Here is a 13,819-nt window from a genome sequence, read left to right as displayed (position 1 = left end):
CGGCATCGGCCCCGCCACCTGTGACTCAGCCCTCTTCCGGTGACCGGGGCGGGCTGACCGTCGTGCGCGGCGGACGTCGCTCGGACGACGTACGCACGATCAATTCGGTAGGTATCACCTGCTCGACCGGGTGGTCCGACTCCAGGCCCTCGATGGCGTCGATGAGGAGCTGGACCACGGCCGTGCCGATGCGGCGCGGCTTCAGGGAGAGCGTGGTGATGGGCGGCTCGGTGCTGGCGTAGACGGTGGACTCGCTGCAGCAGACGAGCAGCAGGTCGTCCGGTACGCGCAGTCCGTAGCGCCGGGCGGCGGCCAGGAGATCGGTGCCGTTCGGGTCGAAGAGGCCGTACACCGCGTCCGGGCGGTCGGGCCGGGCGAGCAGCCGGTCGGCGGCGACGGCGCCCGCGCACGGGTCGTGCGCGGGATAGGCCTCGTACACCGGGTCCTGGCCGACCCGCTCGCACCAGCGCAGGTATGCGGTCGTGGAGAGGTGGGTGTACGTGTCGGTGGTGGTGCCGGTGAGGAGGCCGATCCGGCGGGCGCCCGCGTCGGCCAGGTGGTCGAGGATGCCCAGGACCGCGGCCTCGTGGTCGTTGTCGACCCAGGCGGTCACCGGGAGCGAACCGGCCGGGCGGCCGTCGGAGACGACCGGGAGACCCTGGCGCACCAGCTCGCTCACGACCGGGTCGTGGTCGGACGGGTCGATGACCACCGTGCCGTCCAGAGCGACGTTCGACCACACGTCGTGACGCGAGGTCGCGGGCAGGATGACCAGGGCGTAGCCCCGGGCGAGGGCGGCGGAGGTGGCGGCTCTGGCCATCTCCGCGAAGTAGGCGAACTCGGTGAAGGTGAAAGGTTCATCCCCGTACGTCGTCACGGTCAGGCCGATGAGGCCCGACTTTCCGGTGCGGAGCGTTCGGGCCGCGGCGGAGGGGCGGTAGCCCAACCGGTCGGCGACCTCGCGGACGTGGCGTCGGGTGGCGTCCGGCAGCCGGCCCTTGCCGTTGAGGGCGTCGGAGACGGTCGTGATCGAGACCCCGGCGGCGGCGGCCACGTCTCTGATGCCCGCCCGGCCCGGCCGACCGCCGCGGCGGGGAGTGTCCGCCCGGCTCACCTGGTGCTTCCCTGCTGCTGTCATGGCGAGCCGATAGTAGGGCTCATGCGGTGGGGTAGTGCGGACGCATATGCACTCGTTGACAGGCACGTTTCTGCATGATCGAAATGGGTCAACTACCTTTGAAAGCGAGGCATTTGAACGATCCAATGGCAGGACGTGACGCGTCGGCGCGCATGGGCCTGCCAAGTCGGCCAGGTTTCGAAGAGGTCTCAACTCACCTTCACGGGGGATGCGCGCCACGGCGTGAGCCACCGGCGCGTGCCGAAGCGGACGACGCGCCCCCTGTTTTGTACCGCTCGTGTGACTTCGGGTGGAGATGACCGTCCGGATGCAGGCGGCTGTCCACAGCCCATTCGCAGCGGCGCCGAATCCTCATAAGGTGAGCAGCATTGGAAGCCGGTCGTGGGTCATGAGCCGGTGGTGGTCGCGAGGAGGACTGCGGTGAGCGAGACGAGCCCCAAGCTGCGTGCCGAGCTGGAGGGTATCCCCACCTACAAGCCCGGCAAGGCCGCCGCGGCCGACGGGCCGGTGGCATACAAGCTGTCGTCGAACGAGAACCCCTATCCGCCGCTGCCCGGCGTGATGGAGAGCGTGACCGCGGCGGCCGGGTCCTTCAACCGCTATCCGGACATGGCCTGCACCGGCCTGATGGACGAGCTGTCGAACCGATTCGGCGTGCCGCTCTCGCACCTGGCCACGGGCACCGGCTCGGTCGGTGTCGCCCAGCAGCTCCTGCAGGCGACCAGCGGACCGGGCGACGAGGTCATCTACGCCTGGCGGTCCTTCGAGGCGTACCCGATCATCACGCAGATCAGCGGCGCGACCTCGGTGCGGGTGCCGCTCACCGCCGGTGACGTCCACGACCTGGACGCGATGGCCGACGCGATCACCGACCGGACGCGGCTGATCTTCGTCTGCAACCCCAACAACCCGACCGGCACCGTGGTGCGCCGGGCCGAGCTGGAGCGCTTCCTCGACCGGGTGCCGAGCGATGTGCTGGTGGTCCTCGACGAGGCGTACCGGGAGTTCATCCGGGACCCGGAGGTGCCGGACGGCGTCGAGATCTACCGGCAGCGGCCCAATGTCTGCGTGCTGCGCACCTTCTCCAAGGCGTACGGCCTCGCGGGGCTCCGGGTCGGCTTCGCGATCGCCCACGAGCCCGTCGCCGCCGCACTGCGCAAGACGGCCGTGCCCTTCGGCGTGAGCCAGCTCGCGCAGGAGGCGGCCATCGCCTCGCTGCGCGCCGAGGACGAGCTGCTGGGCCGGGTCGGCGCTCTGGTGTGCGAGCGGCAGCGGGTCGTCGAGACGCTGCGCGGCCAGGGCTGGACGGTGCCCGAGACGCAGGCCAACTTCGTGTGGCTGCGGCTGGGGGACCGCACGCTCGACTTCGCCGCGGCCTGCGAGCAGGCCGGTGTCGTCGTCCGGCCGTTCGCCGGCGAGGGCATGCGGGCGACGATCGGCGAGGCGGAGGGGAACGACATCTTCCTGAAGGTGGCCGAGGGCTTCCGCCGGGAGCTCTAGGCACACCCACGGCCCTGCCGGGGCGGCCCCCGCCGCCTCGGCCGCCGTCCCCCGCGGACGTTGGACCTCAGGTCAGGTGGTCCTCGTCGGACACGGCGGGGACTACCGGTCGCCCATGAATTCGACGCGCACCGGATCGCCGTCCCGGACGGTCGCGAGGACGCCCGGGTCCCCGTCCACGCGACCGAGCAGATTGCAGGGGCTCGCGAGTCGGCACTCCCCGTTGAACGCGTCGCGGGGGAGTTCCCAGCCCTGTGAGATCGGTGTGGGTCCGTAGGGAAGGGCCAAGGCGTCGCCGTCGGTCCAGAAGGCCACCGTGCCCGGGGTGACCACCTGCCGGGCGTCTCCCTCCAGGGCGACCGGCACCCCCGTGTCGAAGTAGACCTCCTCGCCCCAGGTGCGCGCGGTGGAGACGAGAGGCAGCGCTCCGGCGAGAGCCCGGGCGGTGGGAGTGTCGTCGAGAGCCGCGGTGAGCTGTCCCGCGGGCCAGGAGATCCGTATCTGCATGCCGCGGATTCAACAATATGTTGAAGAGTCTGCCAAGGGTTCCGACCGGCAGCTTCGTGCCAGATGCCGTCCGGCCCGGACTTAGGGACCCCCCACCACTCATGCTTCGAACGGGTGCGTCATAATTGCTTGTGAATGTGAACGCGTTCACAAGCGTGTCCTGTTTGCTCCCGATGTGCGTGACATGGGGGGCGGGCAGCCGCCGGGACCACGGCGGTGACGTAAGGAGACTGACGACGTGGAATTGGCTCTGGCGCCGGAGACACTGGCGCGATGGCAGTTCGGCATCACCACCGTCTACCACTTCCTCTTCGTCCCCCTGACGATCTCGCTCGCCGCGCTCACCGCCGGCCTGCAGACCGCCTGGGTGCGCACGGAGAACGAGAAGTACCTCAGGGCCACCAAGTTCTGGGGAAAGCTCTTCCTGATCAACATCGCGATGGGTGTCGTCACCGGCATCGTGCAGGAGTTCCAGTTCGGCATGAACTGGTCCGACTACTCGCGCTTCGTGGGTGACGTCTTCGGCGCCCCGCTGGCCTTCGAGGCACTGATCGCCTTCTTCTTCGAGTCCACCTTCATCGGACTGTGGATCTTCGGCTGGGACAAGTTGCCGAAGAAGATCCACCTGGCCTGCATCTGGATGGTGTCGATCGGCACCCTGCTGTCGGCGTACTTCATCCTTGCGGCCAACTCGTGGATGCAGCACCCCGTCGGCTACCGCATGAACGAGGCGAAGGGCCGGGCGGAGCTCACCGACTTCTGGCGGGTCCTGACCCAGAACACCGCGCTCAATCAGGTCTTCCACAGCTTCTCCGCGGCCTTCCTCACGGGCGGCGCCTTCATGGTGGGCATCGCCGCCTTCCACCTGATGCGCAAGAAGCACATCCCGGTGATGCGCACGTCCCTCCGGCTCGGCCTGGTCACCCTCGCGGTCGGCGGGCTGCTCACCGCCATCAGCGGCGACACCCTCGGCAAGGTCATGTACGAGCAGCAGCCGATGAAGATGGCCGCCGCCGAGGCCCTGTGGGACGGCGAGAAGCCCGCACCCTTCTCGGTTTTCGCGTACGGCGATGTCGACAAGGGGCACAACAAGGTCGCCCTGGAGGTCCCGGGCCTGTTGTCGTTCCTCGCCCACAGCGACTTCGAGTCGTACGTGCCCGGCATCAACGACACCAACAAGACACTGCAGGAGAAGTTCGGCCCCGGTGACTACAAGCCCATCGTCCCCGTCGCCTACTGGGGCTTCCGGTGGATGATCGGCTTCGGGATGGCGTCCTTCTCGCTCGGCCTGCTGGGGCTGTGGCTCACCCGGAAGAAGTTCCTGCTGCCGGCGGCCCACCGGACCGGCGAGGACGAGGTGCCGCACTTGGTGCTGCTGAAGCAGCCGCTCGGCACGAGGTTGACCCGGCTGTACTGGCTCGCGGCGCTCTGGACGATGGCCTTCCCGCTGATCGCCAACTCGTGGGGCTGGATCTTCACCGAGATGGGCCGGCAGCCCTGGGTCGTGTACGGCGTGATGCAGACCCGCGACGCCGTCTCCCCCGGTGTCTCGCAGGGCGAGGTCATCACCTCGATGATCGCCTTCACGGCGCTGTACGCGGTCCTCGCCGTCATCGAGGTCAGGCTGCTCGTGAAGTACGTCAAGGCCGGGCCGCCCGAGCTCACCGAGTCCGACCTCAACCCGCCCACCAGGATCGGCGGCGACTCCCGTGACGCCGACAAGCCGATGGCCTTCTCCTACTAGGCCCAGGGAGCTGCTGAGTCATGGAACTTCACGACGTCTGGTTCGTCCTCATCGCCGTCCTGTGGACCGGCTACTTCTTCCTGGAGGGCTTCGACTTCGGGGTCGGCGTGCTCACCAAGCTGCTGGCTCGCGACCGTGCCGAGAAGCGCGTGCTGATCAATACGATCGGGCCCGTCTGGGACGGCAACGAGGTGTGGCTGCTCACCGCGGGCGGCGCGACCTTCGCCGCCTTCCCGGAGTGGTACGCGACCCTTTTCTCCGGGTTCTACCTGCCCCTGCTGCTCATCCTGCTCTGCCTCATCGTGCGCGGTGTCGCCTTCGAGTACCGGGTCAAGCGGGCGGAGGAGAGCTGGCAGCGCAACTGGGAGACCGCGATCTTCTGGACCTCGCTGATCCCGGCGTTCCTGTGGGGCGTGGCCTTCGGCAACATTGTGCGCGGGGTGAAGATCGACTCCGAGATGGAGTACGTCGGCACCCTCGGGGATCTGCTCAACCCGTATGCGCTCCTGGGCGGGCTGGTCACGCTGACGCTGTTCACGTTCCACGGGACGGTGTTCGTGGGGCTCAAGACCGTGGGGGACATCCGCGAGCGGGCACGGAAGCTGGCGCTGCAAGTGGGCTCGGCCACCGCTGTGCTGGCGTTGCTGTTCCTGCTCTGGACACAGGTGGAGAGCGGGGACGGCAAGTCCCTGGTCGCCCTGGTCGTGGCCGTGGCGGCGCTGGTCGCCGCCCTGGGAGCGGTCAGGGCGGGCCGTGAAGGGTGGGGGTTCGCCCTCTCGGGTCTCACCATCGTGGCGTCCGTCACCATGCTCTTCCTGACGCTCTTCCCGAACGTCATGCCGTCCTCGCTCGACCCGGACTGGAGCCTGACGGTCACCAACGCCTCGTCGAGCCCGTACACCTTGAAGATCATGACCTGGTGCGCGGGTATCGCCACGCCGCTGGTCCTGCTCTACCAGTCCTGGACCTACTGGGTGTTCCGCAAGCGGATCGGCACGCAGCACATCGCGGACGTCGCGCACTGAGTCCGCACATCGAGGGGCATGTTTCACGTGAAACATGCCATCTGGACCGAAGGGTGCGGTTCGACCCGGACCGCACCCGTTGACCCGAGGGTGTGTTTCACGTGAAACCGATCGACCCGCGCCTGATCCGGTACGCCCGTGCCACCCGCCTCTTCCTCGCGGCGGTTGTCGGCCTCGGGGCCATCGGAGCGGCACTGGTCATCGCCCAGGCGATGCTCATCGCCGAGATCGTGGTCGGTGCCTTCCAGCACGGCCAATCGGTGCCTGAACTGCGCACGCCGATCGCCCTGTTGGCCGGAGTCGCCCTCGGACGCGCGGTCGTCGCATGGCTGACGGAGCTCGCCGCGCATCGGGCGAGCGCGGCGGTCAAATCGGAGTTGCGGGGTCGGCTGCTGGAGCGTGCCGCGGAGCTCGGTCCCGGCTGGCTGAACGGGCAGCGCACGGGTTCCTTGGTCGCGCTCGCCACCCGGGGGGTCGACGCCCTCGACGACTACTTCTCCCGCTATCTGCCGCAGCTGGGCCTCGCGGTCGTCGTTCCGGTGGCGGTGCTCGCGCGGATCGTCACGGAGGACTGGGTGTCCGCGGCGATCATCGTCGGCACACTCCCGCTGATCCCCCTGTTCATGGTGTTGATCGGCTGGGTCACGCGGTCCCAGATGGACCGTCAGTGGCAGCTGCTCTCCCGGCTCTCGGGCCACTTCCTGGACGTGGTCGCGGGGCTCCCCACGCTCAAGGTGTTCGGCCGGGCCAAGGCGCAGGCCGAGTCGATCCGCCGCATCACCGGGGAGTACCGGCAGGCGACCATGCGGACGCTGCGGATCGCCTTCCTGTCGTCCTTCGCGCTCGAACTGCTCGCCACGCTCTCGGTCGCGCTGGTCGCGGTGACCATCGGCATGCGCCTCGTCCACGGCGAGATGGACCTGTACGTGGGGCTCGTGATCCTCGTCCTCGCACCGGAGGCCTATCTGCCGTTGCGACAGGTGGGTGCGCAGTATCACGCGGCCGCCGAAGGGGCCGCGGCCGCCGAGGAGATCTTCTCGGTGCTGGAGACCCCGGCACCGGTGTCGGGCTCGCTCGTCGTGCCGGAGGGGCCGATCAGCTTCGAGGACGTGCGCGTGCGGTACACCGGGCGCGCGTCCGACGCGGTGTCGGAGACGTCCTTCACGGTCGGACAGGGGGAGACGGTGGCCCTCGTCGGGCCCAGTGGAGTGGGCAAGTCGACGCTCCTGAACGTGCTCCTGGGGTTCGTGCGGCCGACCGCGGGACGGGTGCGGGCCGGAGGAGTCGATCTCGCGTCGGCCGACCTGACGGAGTGGCGCTCGCGGATCGCATGGGTACCGCAACGGCCCCATCTGTACGCCGGGTCCATCGCCGAGAACGTGCGGCTGGCGCGCCCCGGGGCGGACGACGGGGCGGTCCGGCGGGCCCTCGCCGACGCGGGGGCACTGGACTTCGTCGACGCCCTGCCCGAAGGCGCCGACACCGTCCTCGGGGAGGACGGGGCCGGGCTCTCAGCCGGTCAGCGCCAACGCCTCGCTCTCGCCAGGGCGTTCCTCGCGGACCGGCCGGTGCTGCTCCTCGACGAGCCGACGGCCGCCCTGGACGGGGCGACGGAGGCGGAGATCGTGGAGGCAGTGCGGCGACTGGCCGTGGGGAGGACGGTTCTGCTGGTCGTCCACCGGCCCGCGCTGCTGGCCGTGGCCGACCGGGTGGTGCGGCTGGAGCCGACGCCCGGCGTGTCCGTCCCCGCCTCGCGTTCCGCCGGCACGGTCTCGCGTTCCGCCGGCACCGCCTCGCGTTCCGCCGGCACCGCCGAACGGCAGGTGCGGGGAACCGAGGAGCCGGTGGCCGGGGGTGCCGGGTCCGCGACTCCTGGGTCGCCGGACGGCCCCGTGTCCGATGCGCGGGAGAGTCGCCGCGGGGACGTGCTGGCGCGGGTGCGCGCCATGGCGGGCGCCCGGCGCGGCCGCCTCCTTCTCGCGCTGCTGCTCGGCAGTCTCGCGCTCGGCAGTGCCGTCGGTCTGATGGCCACCTCCGGATGGCTCATCTCACGGGCGTCCCAGCAGCCGCCCGTGCTGTATCTGATGGTGGCCGTGACGGCCACGCGGACCTTCGGGATCGGGCGGGCGGTGTTCCGGTACGCGGAGCGGCTGGTGTCGCACGAAGCGGTCCTGCGGATGCTGGCGGACACCCGGGTCGCCGTGTACCGGCGCCTGGAACGGCTGGCGCCCGCCGGGCTGCGTGCGACCCGGCGCGGTGATCTGCTGTCGCGGCTCGTCGCCGATGTGGACGCCCTGCAGGACTACTGGCTGCGCTGGCTGCTGCCCGCGGGTGCGGCCCTCGTGGTGTCCGTCGCCTCGGTCGGCTTCACCGCCTGGCTGCTGCCCGAGGCCGGTGCCGTCCTCGCCGTCGGCCTGCTCGTGGCCGGTGTCGGCGTCCCGCTGCTGACCGGTGCCGTGGCACGCCGCGCCGAGCGCAGGCTGGCCCCGGCCCGCGGGGTGCTGGCGACCCGGGTGGCCGACCTGCTCACCGGGACGGCCGAGCTGACGGTCGCGGGCGCCCTCCCGACGCGTACCGCCGAGGCCCGCCGCGCCGACGCCGTGCTCACCCGCATCGCCTCCCGTGCCGCCACCGCCACCGCACTCGGGGACGGTCTCACCGCGCTCGTGTCCGGGCTGACCGTGACCGCGGCCGCCCTCGTCGGCGCCCAGGCCGTCGCCGACGGGCCCCTGGCCGGGGTGACGACGGCGGTCGTCGTCCTCACTCCGCTGGCCGCCTTCGAGGCCGTACTGGGGCTGCCGCTCGCCGTCCGGTACCGGCAGCGGGTGCGCAGGAGCGCGGAGCGGGTGTACGAGGTGCTGGACGCCCCCGAGCCCGTACGGGAGCCGGAGCGGCCGCAGGCGGCACCCGCGTCCCCGTTCCCGGTGCGGGTGCGTGGGCTCGCCGCCCGCCACGCCGGGCAGCACCGGGACGCCCTCGCGGGGCTCGATCTGCGCCTCGACCGGGGGCGCAGGGTCGCGGTGGTCGGGACCTCCGGTGCCGGCAAGACGACCCTGGCACAGGTGCTGCTGCGGTTCCTGGACCCGTCGGCCGGCACGTACACGCTGGGCGGGGTGGACGCCCGCGCGATGGACGGCGACGACGTGCGCCGGCTCGTCGGGCTGTGCGCGCAGGACGCGCACCTCTTCGACAGCTCGGTGCGGGAGAACCTCCTGCTGGCCCGGCGGGACGCCACCGAGGCCGAGCTGCGGGACGCGCTCGCGCGGACCCGGCTGCTGGACTGGGCGGACGGTCTGCCCGACGGGCTGGACACGCTGACCGGCGAGCACGGGGCGCGGCTGTCCGGTGGTCAGCGTCAGCGGCTCGCGCTGGCGCGGGCACTGCTCGCGGACTTCCCCGTCCTCGTCCTCGACGAGCCGGCCGAACACCTCGATCTCCCGACGGCGGACGCGCTCACCGCCGATCTGCTCTCCGCGACCGAGGGCCGTACGACCGTGCTGATCACGCACCGGCTGGCCGGACTCGATGCGGTGGACGAGGTGATCGTGCTGGCGGAGGGCCGCGTGGTGCAGCGAGGCCCGTACGCCGAGCTGGCGGACGCGGCGGGACCGCTGCGCGAGATGCGGCGGCGCGAGGCCGAGGGAGAGGCGCTCGTGGGCGCGGTGGGGCGGTAGGCAGGTGCCGGGGGGACCTGCTCGGGGGGCGGCGCGGCGGGCCGGTGATGAGATGGTGGCGCGTTCGTCCCGGGCTCCGTCCGGGCCGGTGGGACCTCTCGACTTTCCCTTGCAAATCGGACTAACTACCCTCTAGGCATGTCAGTACCCCCCGCCTCGCCCGAACCGCACGGTGCTCCGGGCGCGGTGGCCCGGACCTCCCGGGGTCTGCGCGACCTCTCCGCGGAGCTGACGGCACGGGTGCCGCAGCTGCTGCGGGCGATGCGGACCGTCGGCACGGGCCTGGAGCTGCACTCCACGCTGGACCGGATCTGCGAGACCGCCGCCGAGCTGACGGACGCACGCTACGCGGCCATCGGGGTCGTCTCCGAGGACGGCGAAGGGCTCGCGGACTTCGTCCATCACGGGGTGGGCGAGGAGGCCGCCCGGCGCATCGGCCGGCTGCCCGACGGCCACCGGGGACTGCTCGGCGCGCTCATCCACGAACCGCAGGCCGTACGGCTCGCCGATCTGACCGCCGATCCCCGCTGCTGCGGATTTCCGGAGCACCATCCCCCGATGTGCAGCTTCCTCGGCGTCCCGATCCGGGTGCAGGGAGAGATCTTCGGCAATCTGTACGTGACCGAGAAGCACGGGGGCGGCGCGTTCGGTGAGGACGATCTCCACATGCTGCGGGTGCTGGCCGCGGAGGCGGGCATCGCCGTCGGCAACGCCCGCCTGTACGAGGCCGCCAAGCAGCGCGAGCGCTGGATCGACGGGTCGGTGGCCGTCACCACCGCGCTGCTCTCGGGCGGGGACGCGGAGGACCCCCTCCAGGTCGTGGCCGAACAGGCCCGGCGGCTCTCCGCCTCGGCGGCCGGAATCGTCCTGCTGCCCGCGGACGAGGGAGGCCTGGAGATCGTCGCCGTGGCCTCGGACCAACCGTCGAGGGCGCTCGGGGTCGTCGTCCCGCCGGAGAGCGAGATCGTCGCCGAAGTCCTCGGGGGCGAGCCCGTGTTCGTCGAGGACGCGTCGACCGACCCGCGCATGCTCACCGACCTGGCCCGTGCGTACGGACCGGCCATGATGCTGCCCCTGCAGAGCGGCGGCCGTGTCCTGGGCGCCCTCGTCACACCCCGCGAGCGGGGCGCCCGCCCGTTCACTGAGTCCGAGCGGACCCTCGCCGCGCAGTTCGCCGCGCAGGCCGCGCTCGCGCTGAAGATGGCCGAGGCCCAGCGCGACCGGGAACGTCTGGCCGTGTACGAGGACCGCGACCGGATCGCCCGTGACCTGCACGATCTCGTCATCCAGCGGCTGTTCGCCACCGGAATGATGCTGGAGAGCGCACAGCGTCGGTCGGTCGTGCCCGAGGTGCGCCAGGGGGTCGGCAAGGCGGTCGACGAGCTCGACGTGACCATCCAGGAGATCCGTACCGCCATCTTCGCGCTGCAGCGGGGTCCGGCCGAGGAACCCTCCGGACTGCGCACGCGGGTCCTGCGCGAGATCAACATGGCGGCCGTCCCGCTCGGCTTCCGGCCCACGCATCATTTCGTCGGCCCCGTCGACTCGGTGGTCGGCGACCTCACCGGCAAGAACCTCATCGCCGCGCTGCGGGAGGCGCTCTCCAACGCCTTCCGGCACGCCGGCGCCTCCCGCATCGACGTCACCGTCGACGCGACGGTCGTCCTGCCCGGCGGTGAACAGGGCGTACGCCTCACCGTCGCCGACGACGGCGTGGGCATCCCCGAGGGCGGCCGGCGCAGCGGCCTGCTGAACCTCCAGCGGCGCGCCGAAGCGCTGGGCGGCGACAGCCGGCACGGACCCGGCATCGGTCAGGACGGGGGCGGCACGACGGTGGTGTGGCAGGCGCCGTACTGAGCCGCCGTCGGCAGGGAGGAGGAGAGCCCGTAGCAGCTCGGGTGCGCCGGACGACGCAACACGCCCGAGTGGGAACCCTGTTCGGCGGAGCGGGGTGACCCGTCCGTGGCGCCGGGTCCCCCATGCGTACGACTTGAACAGGACCGCGGGCACCGGCCCGGGACACGATCGCTGGCATGCGCCCACCTCGCCGCTCCCTTCTGCTCGCACCGGTCCTGCTGTGCGTGCTCGCGGTGGCCGGGGCCCGGCCACCGGCGGCCGTCGGCGATCCCGATGCCGATTCCGGCGTCGGCGCGCAGGTGGTGCGGCTGTACGAGGACGCCGCTCTCGCGACGCGGCGGTACGAGCAGGGCCGGCGGGAGGCCGACGCCCTGCGGGACAGGGCGCAGCGGGCCGAACGGCTCCTGGAGCGCGAGCGGTACGGGATCGCTGTGCTGCACGGGGACCTCGGCCGGATCGCGCGGGCCCAGTACCGGCAGGGCGGCGGGCTCCCGTACACGGCCCAGATGCTGCTGGCCGACAGTCCCGATGAGCTGATGCGCGGTCAGCGTGCCGTCTGGCAGGCGGACCTCGCCGTCAACAACGCCGTGTCCAAGAGCCGGCGGGCGGAGGCCAGGCTCGCGGCGGACGAGTCGAAGGCCGCCGAGCAGTGGCAGGCGCTGGAGAAGTTCACCGGAGAGCTCGCCGAGGTGAAGCGGACCATCCAGGCGAAGCTCGACGCGGCGCGGGCGACGCTCCAGGGCCGGGCCGACGCCTCGGTCGCGGCGGGTTCCTGCCGGGGTGCCGTCCGGCTCGATCAGCCGGAGACGACCTCGGCCTCACCCTGGCTCGCACCGCTGGAGACGTACGAACTCTCCGCGGGCTTCGGCAGTGGCGGGGAGCACTGGGCGAACCGGCACACCGGACAGGACTTCGCGGTGCCCATCGGCACGCCGGTGCGGGCGGTGGGCGCGGGACGCGTGCAGCGGGTGTCGTGTGGCGGACCCTTCGGCATCGAGGTCGTGGTCGAGCACCCGGGCGGCTACTACACCCAGTACGCGCACCTTGCGGCCGTCACGGTCGACCAGGGGCAGCGGGTCGTCCCCGGGCAGTGGGTCGGGCAGTCCGGCACGAGCGGCAACTCCACCGGACCTCATCTGCACTTCGAGGTGAGGGTCACTCCCGACTCCGGATCTGCCGTGGACCCCGTGCCCTGGCTGGCCGAGCACGGGGTGCACCTGTAGCCGGCGAGTGCGGGGGCACGGCGTCGCGTGGCGGACGCGAAGGGGGGACCGGCTAGAGCCGTTCGGCGAGTATCCGCTCGATCACGACCGCGACCCCGTCCTCGTTGTTGGCGACCGTGCGCCCGGACGCCGCGGCGATCGCGGCGGGGTGGGCGTTGCCCATCGCGTAGGACCGGCCCGCCCAGGTCAGCATCTCGACGTCGTTCGGCATGTCCCCGAAGGCGACGACCTCCTCGTGGGAGATGCCCCGCTCGGCACAGCACAGTGCCAGCGTGCTGGCCTTGGAGACGCCGGGACCGCTGATCTCCAGCAGGGCGCTCGGACTCGACCGGGTGACGTTGGCCCGGTCGCCGATGGCCAGCCGGGCCACGGTGAGGAAGTCGTCCGGCGCGATGTCCGGGTGGTAGGCCAGCACCTTGAGCACGGGCTGGTCGGCGTCGAGGGCGTCCGCCGCGAGGAGCTTCTCGGCGGGGGCGATGGCCTCCGGGGGCTCCATGTGCAGCGACGGGTAGGCGGGCTCCAGGTGGAGGCCGAAGGTGCGCTCGACGGCACACGCGGTGCCGGGCGCGGCGGAGCGGAGCAGCTCGATGACGTCCAGCGCGGTACGGGGCTCCAGCTCCCGGACCTTGACGAAGCGGTGGGCGCCGGGTCCGCCGTGCAGGTCGACGACGGCGGCGCCGTTGCCGCAGATCGCCAGGCCGTGGCCGTGGACGTGGTCGCTGACGACGTCCATCCAGCGGGCGGGGCGGCCGGTGACGAAGAAGACCTCGATGCCGGCTTCCTCGGCGGCGGCGAGGGCGGCGATCGTGCGCTCGGACACCGACTTGTCGTCACGCAACAAGGTGCCGTCGAGATCCGTGGCGATCAGCCGGGGCGGAACGGTGGAGGCCGGGGTCTCGGGCCGTCGAGTCGCTGAGGTCACGTCGTCATTCTCCCGCATATGCGTGCACGGCCGTGCGAGGGGTCGCACAGGTGAGTGGTCACCGTACCCATCAGAGCCGTCACCTTCCGCTGTCGCGGGGCACGTCCGGACGGGCCCGACCCGTGCCGGTGGCGTCGAAGCGAACTCGGGGGGGGGGGGGGGGGGGGGGGGGGGGGCCCCCCCCCCGGGGGTTCCCCCGATCTGCTCGGGGTTTCATGGGAAGGCTCCT

The 13,819-nt window shown here is 71.6% G+C and carries 9 protein-coding genes; 6 read left to right on the top strand and 3 right to left on the bottom strand.

Features of this window, described 5'->3' with window-relative positions; genetic code table 11:
• Positions 1–25 precede the first annotated feature (25 nt).
• Entirely contained in the window at positions 26–1,138 is a 1,113-nt protein-coding gene (locus tag ACZ4NT_RS13635; RefSeq protein WP_121404956.1) for a LacI family DNA-binding transcriptional regulator, read from the bottom strand.
• Positions 1,139–1,558: 420 nt separating this feature from the next.
• On the opposite strand from ACZ4NT_RS13635, the gene hisC reads away from it, so the two are divergent.
• Positions 1,559–2,638, top strand: a complete 1,080-nt coding sequence (gene hisC / locus ACZ4NT_RS13630; protein WP_121404955.1) for a histidinol-phosphate transaminase — start codon at positions 1,559–1,561, stop codon at positions 2,636–2,638.
• 102 nt (positions 2,639–2,740) lie between these two features.
• Here hisC and ACZ4NT_RS13625 read toward each other — a convergent pair whose 3' ends face one another.
• Positions 2,741–3,145 (bottom strand): cyclophilin-like fold protein, encoded by a 405-nt coding sequence (locus ACZ4NT_RS13625; RefSeq protein WP_121404954.1) that lies wholly within the window; start codon positions 3,143–3,145, stop codon positions 2,741–2,743.
• A gap of 238 nt (positions 3,146–3,383) precedes the next feature.
• On the opposite strand from ACZ4NT_RS13625, the gene ACZ4NT_RS13620 reads away from it, so the two are divergent.
• The 5 genes from ACZ4NT_RS13620 (at position 3,384) to ACZ4NT_RS13600 (ending at position 12,668) form a co-directional block, all read left to right on the top strand.
• Positions 3,384–4,889, top strand: coding sequence for a cytochrome ubiquinol oxidase subunit I (locus tag ACZ4NT_RS13620; RefSeq protein WP_121404953.1), 1,506 nt, complete (start codon positions 3,384–3,386; stop codon positions 4,887–4,889).
• A 20-nt stretch (positions 4,890–4,909) separates the two neighbouring features.
• Positions 4,910–5,914, top strand: a complete 1,005-nt coding sequence (gene cydB, locus ACZ4NT_RS13615; protein WP_121404952.1) for a cytochrome d ubiquinol oxidase subunit II — start codon at positions 4,910–4,912, stop codon at positions 5,912–5,914.
• Between the two features lie 101 nt (positions 5,915–6,015).
• A complete protein-coding gene (gene cydD / locus ACZ4NT_RS13610) occupies positions 6,016–9,588 on the top strand; it encodes a thiol reductant ABC exporter subunit CydD (protein WP_467725307.1) in 3,573 nt (1,190 codons plus the stop codon).
• A 138-nt stretch (positions 9,589–9,726) separates the two neighbouring features.
• Complete coding sequence (locus tag ACZ4NT_RS13605) at positions 9,727–11,445, top strand: GAF domain-containing protein (protein ID WP_121404950.1); 1,719 nt, start codon at positions 9,727–9,729, stop codon at positions 11,443–11,445.
• 176 nt (positions 11,446–11,621) lie between these two features.
• Entirely contained in the window at positions 11,622–12,668 is a 1,047-nt protein-coding gene (locus ACZ4NT_RS13600) for a M23 family metallopeptidase (RefSeq protein ID WP_121404949.1), read from the top strand.
• Between the two features lie 52 nt (positions 12,669–12,720).
• On the opposite strand, the gene ACZ4NT_RS13595 is transcribed toward ACZ4NT_RS13600, so the two are convergent.
• Complete coding sequence (locus tag ACZ4NT_RS13595; protein ID WP_183116957.1) at positions 12,721–13,608, bottom strand: Cof-type HAD-IIB family hydrolase; 888 nt, start codon at positions 13,606–13,608, stop codon at positions 12,721–12,723.
• Between the last annotated feature and the right edge of the window lie 211 nt (positions 13,609–13,819).

It is taken from the genome of Streptomyces sp. NPDC026417, assembly GCF_055567695.1.
Note: the sequence above shows the minus strand (reverse complement) of the source record. Positions and strands in the feature narration are given on the sequence as shown.

What these genes read in the sequence shown, in the direction of transcription:
- ACZ4NT_RS13635 (WP_121404956.1), bottom strand. Translation starts at nt 1,138, where the DNA reads ATGACAGCAGCAGGGAAGCACCAGGTGAGCCGGGCGGACACTCCCCGC.
- ACZ4NT_RS13625 (WP_121404954.1), bottom strand. Translation starts at nt 3,145, where the DNA reads ATGCAGATACGGATCTCCTGGCCCGCGGGACAGCTCACCGCGGCTCTC.
- cydB (WP_121404952.1), top strand. Translation starts at nt 4,910, where the DNA reads ATGGAACTTCACGACGTCTGGTTCGTCCTCATCGCCGTCCTGTGGACC.
- ACZ4NT_RS13605 (WP_121404950.1), top strand. Translation starts at nt 9,727, where the DNA reads ATGTCAGTACCCCCCGCCTCGCCCGAACCGCACGGTGCTCCGGGCGCG.
- ACZ4NT_RS13600 (WP_121404949.1), top strand. Translation starts at nt 11,622, where the DNA reads ATGCGCCCACCTCGCCGCTCCCTTCTGCTCGCACCGGTCCTGCTGTGC.
- ACZ4NT_RS13595 (WP_183116957.1), bottom strand. Translation starts at nt 13,608, where the DNA reads ATGCGGGAGAATGACGACGTGACCTCAGCGACTCGACGGCCCGAGACC.